At 70.0% G+C, this 17,989-nt stretch carries 15 protein-coding genes; 7 read left to right on the top strand and 8 right to left on the bottom strand.

All coding sequences use genetic code 11. The annotated features are described in order from the left end of the window. Positions 1 to 65 precede the first annotated feature (65 nt). A complete protein-coding gene (locus tag FSYMDG_RS08010; protein WP_043603239.1) occupies positions 66 to 1,316 on the bottom strand; it encodes a deoxyguanosinetriphosphate triphosphohydrolase in 1,251 nt (416 codons plus the stop codon). 95 nt (positions 1,317 to 1,411) lie between these two features. On the opposite strand from FSYMDG_RS08010, the gene FSYMDG_RS26780 reads away from it, so the two are divergent. Beyond that, on the top strand, positions 1,412 to 1,567 hold the full coding sequence (locus FSYMDG_RS26780) for a hypothetical protein (protein WP_013873059.1): 156 nt from the start codon (positions 1,412 to 1,414) through the stop codon (positions 1,565 to 1,567). Positions 1,568 to 1,608: 41 nt separating this feature from the next. Continuing rightward, positions 1,609 to 2,148, top strand: a complete 540-nt coding sequence (locus FSYMDG_RS08005) for a PH domain-containing protein (RefSeq protein WP_013873058.1) — start codon at positions 1,609 to 1,611, stop codon at positions 2,146 to 2,148. Positions 2,149 to 2,319: 171 nt separating this feature from the next. Here the strand turns inward: FSYMDG_RS08005 and FSYMDG_RS08000 are convergent, their stop codons facing one another. From FSYMDG_RS08000 to ppdK, 3 genes are all read right to left on the bottom strand, one after another. Continuing rightward, complete coding sequence (locus tag FSYMDG_RS08000) at positions 2,320 to 4,197, bottom strand: transketolase (protein WP_013873057.1); 1,878 nt, start codon at positions 4,195 to 4,197, stop codon at positions 2,320 to 2,322. Positions 4,198 to 4,425: 228 nt separating this feature from the next. Further along, the gene (locus FSYMDG_RS07995; RefSeq protein WP_013873056.1) at positions 4,426 to 5,097 is read right to left on the bottom strand and encodes a YdcF family protein; all 672 of its coding nucleotides are present in this window, start codon (positions 5,095 to 5,097) and stop codon (positions 4,426 to 4,428) included. A gap of 104 nt (positions 5,098 to 5,201) precedes the next feature. After that, positions 5,202 to 7,901, bottom strand: a complete 2,700-nt coding sequence (gene ppdK, locus FSYMDG_RS07990) for a pyruvate, phosphate dikinase (RefSeq protein WP_013873055.1) — start codon at positions 7,899 to 7,901, stop codon at positions 5,202 to 5,204. A gap of 510 nt (positions 7,902 to 8,411) precedes the next feature. On the opposite strand from ppdK, the gene FSYMDG_RS07985 reads away from it, so the two are divergent. The 4 genes from FSYMDG_RS07985 to FSYMDG_RS22905 all read left to right on the top strand — a co-directional run bounded on the left by FSYMDG_RS07985 (position 8,412) and on the right by FSYMDG_RS22905 (position 13,254). Next, positions 8,412 to 9,512 (top strand): hypothetical protein, encoded by a 1,101-nt coding sequence (locus tag FSYMDG_RS07985; protein WP_013873054.1) that lies wholly within the window; start codon positions 8,412 to 8,414, stop codon positions 9,510 to 9,512. A 40-nt stretch (positions 9,513 to 9,552) separates the two neighbouring features. Continuing rightward, positions 9,553 to 10,734, top strand: a complete 1,182-nt coding sequence (locus tag FSYMDG_RS07980; RefSeq protein ID WP_013873053.1) for a toxic anion resistance protein — start codon at positions 9,553 to 9,555, stop codon at positions 10,732 to 10,734. A gap of 161 nt (positions 10,735 to 10,895) precedes the next feature. Continuing rightward, entirely contained in the window at positions 10,896 to 12,557 is a 1,662-nt protein-coding gene (locus FSYMDG_RS30025; RefSeq protein WP_432763261.1) for a substrate-binding domain-containing protein, read from the top strand. After that, positions 12,529 to 13,254, top strand: coding sequence for a hypothetical protein (locus FSYMDG_RS22905; protein WP_013873051.1), 726 nt, complete (start codon positions 12,529 to 12,531; stop codon positions 13,252 to 13,254). Before FSYMDG_RS30025 ends, FSYMDG_RS22905 begins: the two co-directional genes overlap by 29 nt. A 72-nt stretch (positions 13,255 to 13,326) precedes the next feature. Here the strand turns inward: FSYMDG_RS22905 and FSYMDG_RS07965 are convergent, their stop codons facing one another. The 4 genes from FSYMDG_RS07965 to recO form a co-directional block, all read right to left on the bottom strand. Next, a complete protein-coding gene (locus FSYMDG_RS07965) occupies positions 13,327 to 14,754 on the bottom strand; it encodes a glycine--tRNA ligase (protein ID WP_431307080.1) in 1,428 nt (475 codons plus the stop codon). 250 nt (positions 14,755 to 15,004) lie between these two features. After that, a complete protein-coding gene (locus FSYMDG_RS07960) occupies positions 15,005 to 15,376 on the bottom strand; it encodes an antibiotic biosynthesis monooxygenase family protein (RefSeq protein ID WP_013873049.1) in 372 nt (123 codons plus the stop codon). Positions 15,377 to 15,463: 87 nt separating this feature from the next. Next, the gene (locus tag FSYMDG_RS07955; RefSeq protein ID WP_013873048.1) at positions 15,464 to 16,267 is read right to left on the bottom strand and encodes an isoprenyl transferase; all 804 of its coding nucleotides are present in this window, start codon (positions 16,265 to 16,267) and stop codon (positions 15,464 to 15,466) included. 211 nt (positions 16,268 to 16,478) lie between these two features. Then, on the bottom strand, positions 16,479 to 17,210 hold the full coding sequence (recO, locus tag FSYMDG_RS07950; protein WP_013873047.1) for a DNA repair protein RecO: 732 nt from the start codon (positions 17,208 to 17,210) through the stop codon (positions 16,479 to 16,481). Positions 17,211 to 17,461: 251 nt separating this feature from the next. Here recO and FSYMDG_RS07945 point away from each other — a divergent pair, with 251 nt between their 5' ends. Next, complete coding sequence (locus tag FSYMDG_RS07945) at positions 17,462 to 17,974, top strand: NUDIX domain-containing protein (RefSeq protein WP_013873046.1); 513 nt, start codon at positions 17,462 to 17,464, stop codon at positions 17,972 to 17,974. The last annotated feature ends 15 nt before the right edge of the window (positions 17,975 to 17,989 follow it).

The following is a 17,989-nucleotide window of genomic DNA, read 5'->3' as shown; positions in this document are numbered from 1 at the left end:
CGTCCACACGAAACAGTCCGCGGGAGACAGTCCGTGAGAGCACTGCTTCCAGGGCGGGGACGCCGTCACAGAACCGCCGGCCAGCGCCGGCCGGTCAGTTGTGCGTGGCGACGGCCCGCGCTGGCGTCGGTGAGCCGGGCGATCTGGTCGACGACCACCCGTAGCCTCGCCGCGTCGTCACGGGCGGCGGCCCAGGCCGGCCGCAGCAGCGGGTCGAGCGCCTCCGGCGCGCGCGCGAGCAGCAGCGCGACAAGCTCCGCGATGACCTCCCGCTGGCGCCGTTGGCGCTCGTGCGCGTCCCGGCGGTCCATGACGAAGGAGGCGGTCACCCCCTTGAGCAGCGCGCACTCGGCGACGGTCGGGGCGGGCACGACCAGGTCGGCGTGGTAACGGCACAGCGGCAGGTCGCCGTGCGCCTCCCGGGTGGCGCGGACCGCAGCCACGCACAGGCGCGCGATCAGCTCGCTGGTCATCGTCCGGACCGCGCGCAACGCGTCCGGCGTGGTGGCCGGCCCGGTCACCCACCACGGCTGTCGGCGCAGCCGGTCCAGCGCCTCGCCCACCGCCGCCGCCGGCGCCACCGGGTAGCGCGTCGCGGTCGAGGCGACCGGTTCGGCCCGCCGTCCCGGATCCTCCAGCCGGCCCAGGTCGATCAGGCCGGCGACCACCCCGTCCTCCAGATCGTGGACGCTGTAGGCCACGTCGTCGGCCCAGTCCATGATCTGGGCCTCCATGCAGCGCCGGCCGGCCGGCGCGCCGTCGCGGACCCAGTCGAAGATCGGCAGATCGTCGGCGTACACACCGAACTTCGGCGTGTCGGGCCGCCGTGCCCACGGATACTTCAGGGACGCGTCCAGCGTCGCCCGGGTGAGGTTCAGGCCGGCGTCCCGCCCGCGGACGTCGACGACCTTGACCTCCAACCGGGTCAGCTCCCGCAGGCTCTGCGCGTTGCCCTCGAACCCCCCGCACTCCCCGGCGGCCGCGTCCAGCGCGGCCTCGCCGTTGTGGCCGAAGGGGGGGTGGCCGATGTCGTGGGCGAGACAGGCCGCGTCGACCAGGTCCGGGTCGGCGCCCAGCGAGCGGGCCAGGCCCCGGCCGACCTGAGCGGTCTCCAGGGAATGGGTCAGGCGGGTGCGCGGGAAGTCGTCGTCGAGCGGGCCCACCACCTGGGTCTTGCCGGCCAGCCTGCGTAAGGCGCTGGAATGTAGGACACGCGCGCGGTCCCGCTCGAACCAGGTCCGATCGTCCGGTGTACTCTTCTGTCGCTCCTCGCCCCAACGGACCACGTCGGACGCGGCGTACCACCTCTTGGCCACAAGCCCGAGCGTATAGGCGCGATTTCCGTACGTCCGAGGTGCGAAGCGGCGATACTTTGTGGTCAGCCCGCCCAACTTCGGCCCGGAGGCCCGCCGTGGACAAGATCGTCAGATACGGTCTCATCGCGTTCGTCATTTTCTTCGTCGTGAGCTTTCCCGCGAGCGCCGCCAGCATTATCGAGCGGGCCATCGACGGACTGGAGTCTGTTGGTAACAGTTTGTCAGACTTCGTCACCGACGCCGTTCTGTGAAGCTAAGGTGAGCCAGCAACCCGATCCGGGAGACGATGGCCATGGTGAGAATCCGGATCCCTGACCCCACCGCCAGGGACGACAAGTACCTCGCCACCCGGGAACGGCTGGTCGTGAAGGTCCGGATGCACTGGGCGATCCTGCTCACCATCTTTCTACAGACCCTGGCGTCCGTCATCGGCGTGATCCTGCTCGTGATTCTGCTGAACGGCCTGGACGCCAGCGGGTACGTTTTGGCGCTGCCCTGGTGGTTCGCGCTCTTCATGATCCTCAGGATGCTGTGGAAAGTCGCCGACTGGCACTTCGAGCACCTGATGGTCACGGACAAGCGTCTGCTGAAGGTGTCCGGGATCTTTTTCCGCAAGGTACAGACCATGCCATTGGAAAAAGTGACAGACCTCACCTACAACCGGGACCCGATGGGCCGACTTCTCGGATACGGCGAGTTCATCGTCGAATCCGCCGGGCAGGACCAGGCCCTGTCGAAGATCCAGTTCTTGCCCCGCCCGGACCGGCTCTACCTGACGATGTGCGACATGATGTTCGGAGGTGCGCCGGCGCCCAGCGGTTCGGACGACTGACCTCACCTGGACGCCCCGTCCGTACGACGGCGGCTCCTGACCTGTCCCGACGCCGCCATGCCAGGACGGCTGCCCGTGCCGCGTTCCTCGGGCGGGAATCTTTTCCACGCCCGACCATGACGAGCGAGAAGATCTGCCCGTCCGGGCCCTGTCGCACCGCTGGTGGGCCCGTCAGCGCAGCAGGGTCCGGGCCGCCGCCGCGATGTGGTCCGCGTCGATGCCCGCCGCGGCGAGCAGCTCGGCCGGGGTGCCCGAGCCGGGCAGTTCGCGCACGGCGAGATGGGCGAGGCGCACCGGTACGCCGGCCGCGGCCGTCGCCTCCAGAACGGCGCTGCCCAGGCCGCCCTCGGGGTAGTGGTCCTCGGCCACGACGAGACGGCCGCCGGTCGCCCGCGCCGCCTCCGTCAGGGTGGCGACGTCCACCGGCTTGACCGAGTAGAGATCGATCACCCGGGCCGGGACGCCCTCGGCCGCGAGCGCGTCCGCCGCCGCCAGGCAGTGGTGCAGGGTGACACCGGCGCCGATCAGGGTGATCACGTCGGCGTCCGACCGACGCGGCACCTTGGAGCCACCGGCGGTGAAGGACTCCCCCGGCCCGTAGATCACCGGGTAGGCGCCCCGGGTCGTGCGCAGGTAGCTGACCCCGTCCAGCTCGGCCATGAGTTCGACGAGCCTGGCCGCGCTGGCCGCGTCGCTGGGGTAGAGGACGCGCGAGCCGTGCACCGCCCGCATCATCGCCAGATCCTCCAGCCCCATCTGGGACGGGCCGTCCGGGCCGATCTCGACGCCGGCGTGCGATCCCGACAGGCGGATGTTCGCCGCCGAGATCCCGGCCATCCGGATGAAGTCGTAGGCCCGTGAGAAGAACGTGGCGAAGGTGGACGCGAACGGGACATACCCGCGCGCCGACAGCCCGACCGCTGCGGCGACGAGCTGCTGCTCCGCGATGAAGATTTCGAAGAAACGGTCCGGGTGGGCCGACGCGAAGTCCTCGGTGTAGGTGGAGTTGCCGACCTCGGCGTCCAGGGCCACCACTTCCGGGCGGGCGCCGAGGGCGGTGAGCGCCTGCCCGTACGCCCTGCGGGTGGCGACCCGGGTGCCGAGAGGGTAGGTCGGCAGGCGCACCTCGGCCGGCGGCACGGATGCCGGCCGGCGGCCGGCATCCGGCGGCGGCAGCGGGCCGCGCACGCGCAGGTGACGCTCGCCCCCGAGCTCGGCGATCGCGCGTTCGGCCAGGTCGGCCGGCAACGGCCTGCCGTGCCATCCCTCGGCGTCGGCCGTCCCGGAGAAGCCCTCGCCCTTGCGGGTGCGGGCGAGCACGACCACCGGCCGGTCGGAGCCGGACGCCTCGGTCAGGACCTCGTCGAGCGCGGCGACGTCATGCCCGTCGACCGCGAGCGCCCGGCAGCCGAACGCCTCGACCCGGCGGGCGTAGGTGTCAAGGTCCCAGCCGAGCTCGGTCGGGCCGCGCTGGCCGAGCCGGTTGACGTCCACGATCGCCGTCAGGTTCGACAGCTGGTAGTAGGACGCCTTGTCCAGCGCCTCCCAGACGGAGCCCTCGGTCATCTCGCTGTCCCCGCACAGCACCCACACCCGGTAGGGAAGCCGGTCGAGGAAACGGCCGGCGAGCGCCACCCCGACCGCGTCGGGCAGCCCCTGCCCGAGCGAGCCGGTGGCCACGTCGACCCAGGGCAGGACCGGCGTCGGATGCCCCTGCAGGCGCTGGCCGTAACGGCGGTAACCGGTCATCAGCTCGTGGTCGGACACCACACCGACGGCCTTGAACACCGCGTACAGCAGCGGGGACGCATGCCCCTTGGAAAAGATCAGATGATCGTTGGCCGGGTCGTCCGGCCTGTCCCAGTCGTAGCGCAGGTGCCGCCCGACCAGCACCGCCAGTACGTCCGCGGCCGACATCGACGATGTCGGATGGCCCGACCCGGCGGACGTCGTCGCCCGGATCGAGTCCACCCGCAACTGCCGCGCCAGCTCGCGGATCTGGTCGAGGTCGGTCGGGTCGATCGCGATCTCGGACACGGGAGTTGCCACACCAGCCTCCTGTACGCCTGCGTATCCGTGCCTGGGCGGTGCCGGAAGGCAGCCGGTGGCGTTACCGGAGACGATCCAGCGGATACGCACAGGCACCGCCCACGCGAGCGGCCATGTGGGCTCTACCCCGGGTTCCACCGTCCCGAACGGTACCGGTGGGCGTGTTTCCCTGCCGCGGCCCGCGGTGCCCGCTCCCGCGCGGCCGGGCCGCGGAAGTCAGTCGGCGGGTCAGAGCGCGCCGGGGGCGGCGCCGACCGGGGTCGCCCGGTGAAAGAGCTGGTAGAAGCGGTACGCGGCACCTTCCCGAAGGATGTAACGCAGTGTGGTGGCAATACCGCGGGTAGTCGGGCCGGTGGTAGCCGGCGAGGTGACCGCGTCGATATCAAGATCACGAGCGATGGTCCGCGAGCGCAGCGAATGCCACGGATCGGTCACGACCACCGCGGACCGCCAGCGGTTCACCGCCATGATCCTTGCCACCGCCCGCAACGACCCCAGCGTGTCCCTGCCCTCGCCCACCACAACCACGGCACTGGCCGGGACGCCACGGGAGACCAGGTAGTTCGCCGCGGCCCGCGCCTCGGTGTAGACGTCACCGACCTGGGAGCCGCCGACCGTCACGATCCGGGGTGCTACACCGGCGCGGTAGAGGGCCAGCGCATGGTCGAGCCGGGCCGCGAACACCGCGGACGGGCGGCCGTTGAACTGGGAGGCGCCGAGCACGATCAGGACGTCCGACCGGCGCTGGTCGTCCGAACGCCCCACCACCCATATCTGGATCATCGCGAAAACGCTGATCATCACGCCGGCCAGGACGAGGATCGCAACCACCCTCAGTAGCCACACCCACCAGCGCGCGTGCAGCCACCGCGCTGTCCACGGCCGCGGGATAGTAACCACAGGCAGTCACGGTATGCCCAAATCGGCGCGGGATGGCAGGTGCTCCACCGCACAGTGGGCACACCGGCCGGCCAACCGGCCACCCGGGCGCCCGCCGGGCTCGGTCAGGCCGTGTCCGATGGTTGGTCAGCCGCGAGGACTGCGGCCCGGCCGGCCTCCAGCCGGGCGACCGGCAGGCGAAACGGCGAGCACGACACATAGTCGAGCCCGATCCGGTGGAAGAAGTGCACGGAGTCCGGGTCGCCGCCGTGCTCCCCGCAGACACTGAGCTTGAGCTCCGGCCGGGCCGCCCGCCCCTCCTCGGCCGCGAGCCGCACCAGCCGGCCGACCCCGTCCCGGTCCAGCGACTCGAACGGGGACACGCCGAAGATGCCCAGCTCGAGGTAGCGGGAGAAGAACGACGACTCCACGTCGTCACGGGAGAAACCCCAGCTCATCTGGGTCAGGTCGTTCGTCCCGAACGAGAAGAACTGTGCCGCTCCGGCGATCTGGCCGGCGGTCAGCGCCGCCCTCGGCACCTCGATCATCGTACCGATCAGCGCGGGCACATCGATCCCGCTCTCGGCGGCGACCTCGGCCAGCACCCGCTCGGCCTGCTCGCGGACGACCTCCAGCTCCTGGACCGCGCCCACCAGCGGAACCATGATCTCCGGACGCGGGTCCCCGCCCCGCCGGCGGCGGATGACCGCGGCCTCGGCGATCGCCCGCACCTGCAGGGCGACCAGCCCCGGGATGAGCAGCCCGAGACGCACCCCGCGCAGCCCGAGCATCGGGTTCTCCTCGTGCAGCCGGCGGACCGCCTCCAGCAGCACGACCTCACCGTCCACGCCGGCCTCGCCGGTCGCGGCGGCAACGCCCACCCGCACCGACAACTCGGTGAGGTCGGGCAGGAACTCGTGCAGCGGCGGGTCGAGCAGCCGGATCGTCACGGGCAGGCCGTCCATCGCCGCGAGGATCTCGACGAAGTCGTCGCGCTGCAACGGCAGCAGCGCGGCCAGCGCGGCATCGGCCTCCTCGTCACCGTCGGCGAGGATGAGCCGTTCGACCAGCTTCCGGCGCTCGCCGAGGAACATGTGCTCGGTCCGGCACAGCCCGATACCGACGGCCCCGAACTGGCGGGCACGCTCGGCATCCTGCGCGGTGTCGGCATTGGCGCGCACTCCGAGCCGGGCGGCGGCGTCCGCGTGGGTCATGATCCGGTGGACGGCGTCGACCAGCGGGTCGGAGCCGTCCGCGCGCAGCTTCCCCTCGAAGTACTCGACGACCGGCGAGGGCACCACCGGCACCTCGCCGAGGTAGACCACGCCGGACGAGCCGTCGATCGAGAGCACGTCCCCCTCGTGGACGACGAGGCCGCCCGGCACGGCCGCCTGCCGCCGGTGGGTGTCGACGTCGATCTCCTCGGCGCCGCACACGCAGGTCCGGCCCATGCCGCGGGCGACCACCGCGGCATGGGAGGTCTTCCCGCCGCGGGAGGTCAGAATACCCTGTGCGGCGATCATGCCGTCGATGTCGTCGGGGTTGGTCTCCCGGCGGACCAGGATGACCGGGACACCGGCGGCGGCGAGCTGAACCGCCCGCCGCGAGTCGAAGACGGCCTGCCCGACGGCGGCGCCGGGGGACGCGTTCATCCCCCGGGCGATCTGCCGGGCCTGCCCGTCCGCGGCGAACCGGGGGAACATCAGCTGGGCGAGCTGGGCGCCGGTGACCCGGGCCAGCGCCTCGTCCATGGTGATCAGGCCCTCGTCGACGAGCTGGACGGCGATCCGGAAGGCCGCGGCGGCGGTGCGTTTCCCGACCCGCGTCTGCAGCATCCACAGTTTGTTGCGCTCGATGGTGAACTCGATGTCGCACAGGTCGCGGTAATGCCGTTCAAGGGTCGCCATGACGGACAACAACTGGTCGTAGGCGGGCCGGTCGATGGACGCCAGCGCCGTGAGCGGCAGGGTGTTCCGGATGCCCGCGACAACGTCCTCCCCCTGGGCGTTCTGCAGATAGTCGCCGTAAACGCCCTGGTCGCCGTTGCCCGGATCGCGGGTGAACGCCACGCCGGTGCCCGAGTCCATACCCAGGTTGCCGAACACCATCGCGACCACGTTGACCGCGGTACCGAGATCCGCGGGAATGCGTTCCTGCCGGCGGTAGAGGCGGGCGCGTTCACCGTTCCAGGAGTCGAACACCGCCCGGATCGCCAGGTCCAACTGCTCCCGGGGGTCCTGCGGGAAGTCCCGGCCGGTCCGGTCGCGGACGATCGTCCTGAACGTCTCCGCCAGCCCGCGCAGGTCGGTCTCGTCGAGTTCCAGGTCGCTGTTTGCTCCGCGGGCCTTCTTCACCGCCTCCAGAGCGTCGTCGAACAGCTCGTCGGGCACCTCGAGCACAGTCCTGCCGAACATGGCCAGCAGGCGCCGGTAGGAGTCCCAGGCGAAGCGCGGCGAGCCGGACTGCCTGGCCAGGCCGGGTACCGACGCGTCCGACAGGCCGATGTTCAGGACGGTGTCCATCATGCCCGGCATGGAGAACTTCGCGCCCGAACGCACCGAAACGAGCAACGGGTCGTCCGGGTCACCCAGCCGCCGGCCCATTGCCTGTTCGAGCGCGCGCAGATGCTCGTCGACCTCGTCGCGCAGCGCCGCCGGCACCCGGCCGTGCGCAAGATACTCACGACAGGCGACGGTGGTGATCGTGAAACCGGGCGGGACGGGAAGTCCCATGTTCGTCATCTCGGCGAGATTGGCGCCCTTACCGCCGAGAAGGTCCCTGAGATCCTTGTTCCCCTGATGGAAGTCGTACACATAGGTGGTCATGGCCGCCCCCTCGTGTCCCGCCTCCCGCGAACCACCGCCGATTCGACCATGCCACGTCACCCCGGCTCGCGCAGGTCATACGGACAGATCCGCGGCTCCTCCTCCCGAGAAGTCGCCCGGCAGTCCGTCGGATTGGCCCCTGATGGCCAGCAGCCTACCGTCACAGATCGTCCTGAAACATGTTTTGGGAACCAGCTGTCCCACGCGCCACGCGCAGGTGGCTCCCGGCCGCGCCGGGAAATATCCGGAGCGTTCACTGGTCGTCCGTCACGATTCCCCGCAGCCCTGCCGGAAAACTACCCGATCATTATTCGTTCACGACGGACGCGTCCCAACCGGATAAACAGGAGAAATTCTGTCCATGTCCGAAAGGTGAACAAAATTCGTACATATTCCAAACCCTGCCGGCCAGGAGCCTGCCGGTCACGGCGGACAGACCATGATGCGTACCAGCCATGATGCGTACCAACACTGCCCGGACCAACAGCGTCGAAGGAGGGGGAGGACGCCGTGCGAGGCCACCGCGTTCTCGGACTCGCGCTTGCCGGACTGCTCACCATCGGCGTCCTCGCTGTGATCATCATCCCGCGAACCCGGCCCGCTCCGCACGGGAACAGGACCACGGTCCGGGCGCTGGTCTCGTCGGAGAAACAGCCCTTCTTCTCCGATCCGGACGTGGTCGCCGCCCTCGACCGTGCCGGCTACCGGCTTGAGATCACCTCTGCCGGATCGCGTGAGATCGCCACCACCCGCGACCTGACCGGCTTCGACCTGGCCTTCCCGGCCGACGCTCCACAGGCCGACCACATCAGGCGCGATCGCGGGATCAGCGCCTCCTACATGCCCTTCTTCACGCCCATGGCGATAGCCACCTTCGCACCGATCGCGGAACTGCTGACCGCGGCGGGCGTCAGCAGCCGAGAAGGTGACCACTACCTGTTCGACATGCGCAGGTATCTCGACCTGGTGGCGGCGGACACCCGATGGTCGCAGCTACCCGGGAACAACGTCTACCGGACCGACAAGTCCCTCCTCATCAGCTCGACCGACGTGCGGACGTCGAACTCGGCCGCCCTCTATCTGGCGATCGCCTCCTACGTGAGCAATGGCGGAAACGTGGTCACCGATCCCGGAGCGGCCGAACGGATCACGGACCGGCTCGCGCCCCTCTTCCTCAAACAGGGCTATCTGGACGCGTCGTCCCAGGAGCCGTTCGACGACTTCCTGACCATCGGCATCGGGAAAACGCCGATGGTCATGGTCTACGAGGCCCAGTTCCGGGCCCACGCGCTCGCCCGGGACGGTTCGCTGACCAACGACATGGTGCTGATGTATCCGAGTCCGACCATCTACGCCAAACACACCGTTGTGCCGCTCACCTCCGCCGGAGACACGGTCGGGCGCCTGCTCACGACCGACCCGGAACTGCAGCGGCTCGCCGTGCGACACGGATTCCGCACCGCGGACGCCGGTTACGGCCGGCAGTACGCCGCCGAACGCGGAAGCGGCCCCGTACCGCAACTGGTCAACGTCATCGAACCACCGAGCGCGGAGATATCCGAACAGATGATCCGTCGGATCGAGGCGCAGTACACGAAGGGGCCGGGTTGATGAGCCTGCCACCGACGACACCGGCGCACAGCTGGTCCTGGTGCCGCCCGCGGCCGTCGCGCCGGTAGCCCCCGAGCAGGCCGGGCCCGCCGTCCCGATCAGTCCTCAGGCAGCCGCGCGCCTGGCCGACCAGGCGGTGGCCTTCGCCGACGCCCTGATCGGCATCGACCCGGCCTCCCCTGCCTTCACCACCAAGGTCGCCGCGGTGCACCGGATGGGCGAGAAGGAGATCCGCGCGTCCGCCTCGGTCTCCAACCGGCTGCTGGACAAGCCGGCACGGGCGATGAACTCCGGCGCGCTCGACGCGACCTCGTCGGTGTCGACCTCCCTGGTGGAGCTGCGCAGAGTGGTCGGCGACCTCGATCCGTCCAAGGCGAACCTGCTGGGCCCGAAAAAGCTGCTCGGCGTGATCCCGTTCGGGAACCGGCTGCGGGACTACTTCGCCTCCTACCGGTCGTCACAGGCACATCTGGACGCGATTCTGCAGGCGCTGCAGAACGGGCAGGAGGAGCTGCGGCGGGACAACGCCGCGATCGAGCAGGAAAAACACAATCTGTGGACCACTATGGGCAAGCTGCGTGAGTACATCCAACTGGCCGCGAACCTCGACGCCGAACTTGTCACCCGGATCGACCGGATCGGCGTCAGCGACCCGGAGCGGGCTCGGGCGCTGCGCGAGGACGTCCTGTTCTACGTGCGGCAGAAGCACCAGGACCTGCTCACCCAGCTCGCGGTCAGCGCGCAGGGCTACCTCGCGCTGGAGATGGTCCGGCGCAACAACCTCGAACTGATCAAGGGTGTGGACCGGGCGAGCACGACGACCGTCGCGGCGCTGCGCACCGCGGTGATCGTCGCGCAGGCGCTGGCCAACCAGAAGCTGGTACTCGACCAGATCTCCGCGTTGAACGAGACGACCGAGCGCATCATCGTCGGCACCTCGGAGCTGCTGCGGCGGCAGACCGGCCAGATCCATGAGCAGGCGGCGTCCTCGACCGTGTCGGTGCAGGCCCTCCAGCAGGCGTTCGCCAACATCTACGCCACGATCGACACGATCGACGGATACCGCAGCGCCGCCCTGGAGAGCATGCGGACCACGGTGGAGACGCTGTCCGAGGAGGTGGGGAAGGCAACCGCGTACCTGGACCGGGCCGCCGCGACCGCTCCCACCGAGGCCGCTTCGGCCACGGCCGGGGAGCTGGAGATCTCCGGCGGCGGGCGGTGACCCGGCACCCCCGTTCCCCGCACGTGAGCGCGTCGTCGCGGCTTGGCGCACCCTCCGGTTCGGCCACTCGAACCGTCGCCTTCAGCCGTGGTCTCGCGTGCGGCAGACGCGGGCACTCTCTGCGCACGGTCGCGTTCGGGCTTCTCGCCGTGTGCGCAGTCGTGTTCGCCGTGGCCTCCTGCGGCTCCGACTCCGACCCGCCGCCGGGGCCCGGCCCGGGCAGACCGGGCGTGCTGCGGATACTCGCCGGCTCGGAAGTCGCCGACATCGAACCGCTGCTGGACGACCTGCGTGCGGCCACCGGGGTCACGGTGCGGCTGACCTACACCGGAACGCTCGACGGCGCCGAGAAAATCATCGGGCGTTCCTCGGGAGCGGACGCCGCCTGGTTCTCCTCCGACCGTTACCTGCGGCTGCTGCCCGGTGGTGCGACAGCGGCCGCCGCCCGTACCCCGATCATGGGATCGCCGGTGGTCCTCGGCGTCCGGGCCTCACTCGCCACGAAGTTCGGCTGGACGAACAACACGAACGTCACCTGGTCGGACATCGCCGCGAAGGTCACTTCAGGTGAGCTGACGTACGCCATGACGAACCCGGCGGCATCCAACTCCGGGTTCAGCGCCCTGGTGGGTGTCGCGGCCGCGCTCGCCGGAACATCGGACGCGCTGCGGACCTCCGACATCCGCGGCGACGCGCTGACATCGTTCTTCTCGGGGCAGACGCTCACCGCGGGCAGCTCGGGCTGGCTCGCCGACACCTTCGTCAACCGCCCGCAGAACGTCGACGGAATGATCAACTACGAATCGGTGCTGTTGTCCCTGCAACGCTCCGGCCGGCTGCGCGAGCCGCTGACCATCGTCTATCCCAGGGACGGCATCATCACCGCCGACTACCCCGTGCTTCTGCTCGACCCGGCCCGGCGGGACGAGTACACCCGGGTGGTGAACTGGCTGCGCAGCCCGGCGGTTCAACAGCGGCTGCAGACCGACACGAACCGCCGCCCAGCCGTCCCGGGTGTGGCGCTCGACCCGAGGTTTCCCGCGACCCGCCTGATCGAACTGCCCTTTCCCGCCACCCAGGCGGTCGCCGACGAGCTGCTGAGCTCCTACTTCGACCGTTTCCGCCGGCCGTCACATGCGATCTTCGTGCTGGACGGGTCCGGCTCCATGGCCGGCCAGCGCATGGCCGACCTGAAATCAGCGCTGGCGGGACTCACCGGCACCGACACCTCGCTCTCCGGCCGCTTCACCCGGTTCCGTGGCCGGGAGAAGATCACTCTGCTGCTCTTCAACAGCTCGGTCGGCAGACCCCGCGAGTTCACCGTGACCGACACGCAGGCATCCTCACCGGATCTGGCCGCGATCCGCTCGTACATCGACGGCCTACAGGTACAGGGGGGGAACAGCCATCTACTCCGCGCTCACGGACGCGTACCATCTCGCCTCCGACACGATCGCCCGCGAGCCCGGCTACCTGACATCGATCGTCCTGATGACGGACGGCGAGAACAACACCGGGCTGTCAGCCGCGCAGTTCCACGCCGACTACCAGGGGCTTCCTCAACAGGCTCGGGACGTCCGCACGTTCTGCGTCATTTTCGGCGAGGCACGCCCGGACGACCTGCGCTCGATCGCCACCGACACCGGCGGCGCCACGTTCGACGCGCGGACATCCTCGTTGACGGACGTGTTCAAGGACATCCGTGGCTATCAGTGACCACCGCGGCTCCGGTGTACGCGACCAGGGCGTACGCGGCACTGTGGGGAGCCGGACCGCTGGTCGGCGGCGGTGGCGGTGACGGCGATCCGGCTGCCGCGGCCTGATCCACCGCCGCCACCGCCACCGCCGGCCGGCGGGCCCCGCGAGAAGGTGCTGGCCTGGCTCGGATCGCTGAAGAACATCGCCGGCTGTACCGCCGCGATCGGCGGACTGGGACTGACCGTCACCGGCGTGGTCGGCCTGCCGGAGTGGCCGTTCGTCGTCGCCGCTCTGTACGCGGTGGGCGCCCTGGTGGCACCGGCTTCCCGTCCGGCGGCGCCGGCAGGAGCCCGGCTGCGCGTCGCCGAGCTTCGCAGGGCCGTCGACGCGCAGCTACTGGCTCTGGCCGCCCATGCGCCGGCCGAGGTCACCGCGGCCGCGGCGCGGGTTGTCGACGCGCTGCGGGAGGTGCTCGACCGCCCCCACCTGCTGCGTGCGGGCTCGCCCGAGACGTTCGTGATCGTGCGGACCATCGACGACTACCTGCCGACCGCGCTGGAGGTGTATCTCGGCCTGCCACCCCGGTACGCCGAGACGCACCGACTGGACGACGGACGTACCCCGCGCCAGGTCGTCGTCGACCAGATGAAGCTGCTGGAGAGGGGCGTACGGGACGTCACCGAGGCGGCGGCGGCCGGGGACGCCGCCAGGCTGCTGTCCCACGGCCGCTTCCTCGCGGACCGGTTCGGCTCCACCGACCTCGCCCTGCCGGACCCGCCGAATCCGTCGGACCTGCCGGATCCGCCGGGCCCGACGGCATGAGCATCCCGCCGGCACGACCACGTCCGACCTGACTCCCCCGGAAGGTCCCGGGCGGGTGACCGGCCGGAGGAGTCAGCAGGGGCCGAGCTTGGCGTTGAGGTAGGAGACCGCCTGGTCCATGGCGACGCGTTCCTGCGCCATGGTGTCGCGCTCGCGGATGGTGACCGCCTGGTCCTGCAACGAGTCGAAGTCGACCGTGAGGCAGAACGGCGTGCCGATCTCGTCCTGCCGGCGGTAGCGACGCCCGATCGCGCCGGCGTCGTCGAAGTCGACGTTCCAGTGCCGGCGCAGCGCCGCGGCCAGGTCACGGGCGACCGGTGACAGGTCGGCGTTGCGCGACAGCGGCAGCACCGCGGCCTTCACCGGCGCGAGCCGCCGGTCCAGCCGGAGCACCACCCGGCGGTCCACCCCGCCCTTGGTGTTGGGCGCGGTGTCCTCCGCGTAGGCGTCCAGCAGGAACACCAGGGTGGCACGGTCCACCCCGGCCGCCGGTTCGATGACATAGGGGGTGTACCGGGTACCGGTGGCCTGCTCGAAATAGGTCAGGTCCGCGCCGGACGCCTTCGCGTGCACGGACAGGTCGTAGTCCGTCCGGTTCGCGATGCCTTCCAGCTCGCCCCATTCCAGCCCGACGAAGTCGAAACGGTACTCGATGTCGACGGTCCGTTTCGAGTAGTGGGAGAGCTTCTCCTTCGGATGCTCGAAATGACGCAGGTTCTCCGGGCGGACGCCGAGGTCGTGATACCACTTCGTCCGTTCGTCGATCCAGTACTGGTGCCAGGTCTCGTCCTCGCCCGGCGGGACGAAGAACTCCATCTCCATCTGCTCGAACTCACGGGTCCGGAAGATGAAGTTACCCGGGGTGATCTCGTTGCGGAACGACTTGCCGATCTGGCCGATTCCGAACGGCGGCTTGCGCCGGGCCGTCGCCTGGACGTTCGCGTAGTTGATGAAAATGCCCTGGGCCGTCTCCGGACGCAGGTAGGCCAGGCCGGAGGCGTCCTCGACCGGGCCCAGGTAGGTCTTGAGCAGGCCGTTGAACATCCGCGGCTCGGTGAACGTGCCACGCGACCCGCAGTTCGGGCAGGCGACCTCGGTGAGCGCCGTCGGCGGCCGGCCGCGCCTGGCCTCGAACGCCTCCTCCAGATGGTCGGCGCGGAACCGCTTGTGGCAGGACAGGCACTCGGTCAGCGGGTCGACGAAGACCTGCACGTGGCCGCTGGTCTCCCAGACCTCGCGGGCGAGGATCACGCACGAGTCGAGGCCGACGACGTCCTCCCGGCCCTGGACCATGGCCTTCCACCAGGCGCGCTTGACGTTGTTCTTCAGCTCGACCCCGAGCGGACCGTAGTCCCACGAGGCCCGCAGGCCACCGTAGATCTCGCTCGAGGGGAAGACCAACCCCCGGCGCTTGCACAGACTGACGATGGTGTCCATGCGGTCGGATGCACTGGCCACGCGGGCGCTCCCTTCCTTTCTGCCCGGTGTCGTCGGTGACATGGGCGGCGGGGTCCTCGACCTGCCCCCTGGCACAACCTGGCGGACCGGCCGGCCGCGGGGCGGCTGGGCCCGCTGACGTTCCAGCGGACCGCCGGCGACGCGATCGTGTTCCCCCGCGCGCCGCCAGCGACGCGCAGGGCCGCCGGCCCGCTGAAGAGGATCAGGTGCCGTTGAGGAAGTCGAGCACCCAGCGTACGGGCCAAACGGTGATCATGATCGGGCAGGTACGGCCTCGCCCGCGGCGGGCTGGTCATCCCGACGGCCTGTCACCGGGCCCGGCGGTGGCGGCGTCCGCCGCCAGGTCGGAGCCACCACGGCGAACCGGGCCGCCGGCGGCGTCATGCGCCAGCAGCACCTCGAACGCACCCGGCTCGTCGACGGCATAGGCCATCAGCGGCGTCAGCTCCACCCGGACGTCGAAGGCCGCCAGGGCCCGGCGCCAGGCACCCACCCCGTCCCACTCGGATGCGATCACCCAGAGTTCCGGGTCGTCCACGGCTCGCCCCAGCCGAGCCGAACGGTAGCCTCGCGCGGCGGCGAGAACCGCCAGCGTCCGTTCTGCCCGTTCACGGAAGGTGACAGCCTCCTCCGCTGGGACCCGTAGCCGGGTGACGACAACCACTGGACGGTTCTATCAGTCCGGCCGGCCCTGCCGGGCTCCTGCCGGGCCGCGGCGGCGACCGGTCACAGCCGGCCGGGCAGGCCCGGATCAGACTCCGGAGGGATGGGCGACGACACCACCGTAGCGGCGGTCCCGCTTGGCGAAGTCGAGGCACGCCGCCCACAGGTCACGCCGGTCGAAGTCCGGCCACAGCCGTTCGACGAACACGAACTCCGCGTAGGCCGCCTGCCAGAGCAGGAAGTTGCTCAGCCGCTGTTCCCCGGAAGTACGGATCAGCAGATCGACGTCGGGCATCTCCGGCTCGTCGAGATACCGAGCGAGGGTGTTCTCGTCGATGCGCTCCGGCCGCAGCCGGCCGTCGCGGACGTCCCGGGCGATGGCGGCGGCGGCGTCGGCGAGCTCGGCCCGCCCGCCGTAGTTGACGCACATCACCAGGGTGAGACGATCGTTCCCGCGGGTGCGTTCCTCGGCCGTTTCCAGCCGCCGGATGACGTTGCTCCACAGCCGTGGACGCCGACCGGCCCACCGGACCCGGACCCCGAGCGTGTCCATGTCGTCGATGCGCCGGCCGAACACCCCGTCGGTGAAACGCATCAGGAACGCGACCTCGTCCGGTGACCGTTTCCAGTTCTCGGTGGAGAAGGCGTACACCGACAGCCAGCGGACGCCGAGTTCGATGGCCCCCTCCACGCAGTCGAAGAGAGCGTCCTCACCGGCTTCGTGGCCCTTCGTCCGCGGCAGGCCGCGCATTTTTGCCCACCGACCGTTACCATCCATGACGATGGCGACATGTTGTGGGATCAACGCGGAAGGAATCTCCGGCGGGCATGCGCCGGAAGGATGTGGGTGAGGCGCCCGGAACTGCCCAGCCCCCCCGTTACGCGGATTCACCGGCTTGACCCCCCTCCTGCTTGTTGACGGCCTTGGAAGGCCTTGGACGACCTTGGACGGCCTTTGGCGACCCTGTCAGGCCCGTCAGTCCTGTCAGCCCCGTCAGGGCCCCTGTGAGCGGCCCTGAGAATGAGCCTGTTGACGGCCCTGTCAGTGGTCCTGTCGACGGTGGCTGTGTCGAGAATGCCCGCGGCCCGCTGCCCGGTCCTGTTCACACCCGCTCCAGATGGGGCAATGTGCGCAATCCGTATTCGAGATGCCACTGAAGGTAGGCGGCAATGCATCCGCCGGCCTCGCGCCGGGTACGGGCCTCGCTTATCCCGGCGCGGTCCCAGTCCCCGGTGAGCAGATCGGACAGCAGCTTCACAGCGGCCGGGGACATCGACACCGCTCCATGCGGTCGGCATTCCGGGCACACTACGCCTCCCGCCGGGACGGAGAACGCGTGGTGGGGTCCAGGGTCACCGCAGTGGGCACAGTCCGCCAGAGCCATCCCGTAACCGGCGATGGTCAACGCCCGGAGCAGGAACGCGTCCAGGACGAGGGACGGTGCCCGCTCACCCTGGGCAAGCGTGCGCAGGCCACCGACGAGGAGCAGGAACAGCCGCATCGCCGGCTGGCGTTCCTCGCTGGTCAGCCGCTCGGCGGTCTCCAACATGACCGCCGCCGCGGTGTGCCGGGGATAGTCCGACGCGATCACCGCGCCATACGGGCTGAGTATGTCGGCCTGGGTGACGGTGTCGAGAGAGCGCCCCTCGTAGAGCTGGAGATCGACATAGGTACCCGGCTCCAGCCGCGCGCCGAAGCGGGACGACGTGCGACGCACCCCCTTGGCCACCGCGCGTATCCGCCCGGTCCGCCGAGTCAGAACGGTGATGATGCGGTCGGCTTCGGCCAGCGGCGTCGTCCGCAGGACGACACCTTCATCTCGATAGACCGGCACCTGCCCATGGTTGCACGCATTCCGGTAAGGGGGCAGAGCACGGTCGAGATGATCGCGACACGTGCCGGCCGCGGCCAGGTCAGAAGATCGATGCGGGACCGAACCGCGACAGCCCCGGCCCCGGGCGGAGCTGGACACGCCGTCGTCGTCACTGTCCGCATTCGCCGTGTTTTCTCCCTCCACCGTGTGCCCGGAACGGCCGGGAAGCGTCCGGATATCGGCGGCACCGGTGCGGAGGCGATGATGGACCGGTGCGAATCGTACGGCGGGCAGCCCGCGCGATCCTGATCGACAACGACGGGCATCTGATCGTGTTCCGCCGGACACCGCCCGGTGTGGCGCCCTACTGGTCCACGGTCGGTGGCGGGGTCGACGCCGAGGACGCCTCGGTCGAGGCGGCCCTGCACCGCGAACTGGCAGAGGAACTCGGCGCCACCGTCGACCGCGTCCAGCAGGTGTTCCTCACCAGCGCGCCGAGGGCGCCGAAGGTGGGCAGCGACCGTGATGGCCGCCGGCCCGGCATCGTCGTCCAGCACTTCTTCGTCTGCCGGCTGGTCACCATGGATCTCGCCGCCCGTACCGGCTCGGAGTTCACCAACCCGGCCAAGGGCGGCTACGAGATCGAACGCATCGACCTGCGCGGCGAGGACCTCGCCGGTTTCACGCTGCTGCCACCGGAACTCGGGGAGTTCATCCTGACCAACCGGGACGCCCTCCTGAACGCCGCCCTGAACGCTGCCGGCAGCCCCACCGCGGATCCCTGACCGGACCAGCTGTCA

The sequence above is a fragment of the Candidatus Protofrankia datiscae genome, assembly GCF_000177615.2.
Taxonomy (GTDB): Bacteria; Actinomycetota; Actinomycetes; order Frankiales; family Frankiaceae; genus Protofrankia; species Protofrankia coriariae.
This window is presented reverse-complemented; position numbering and strand designations above follow the sequence as displayed.

Coding starts and splice junctions, on each gene's coding strand:
- FSYMDG_RS08005 (WP_013873058.1), top strand. CDS start 1,609: ATGGTGAGAATCCGGATCCCTGACCCCACCGCCAGGGACGACAAGTAC.
- FSYMDG_RS07965 (WP_431307080.1), bottom strand. CDS start 14,754: ATGTCACCGACGACACCGGGCAGAAAGGAAGGGAGCGCCCGCGTGGCC.
- ppdK (WP_013873055.1), bottom strand. CDS start 7,901: ATGACCACCTATGTGTACGACTTCCATCAGGGGAACAAGGATCTCAGG.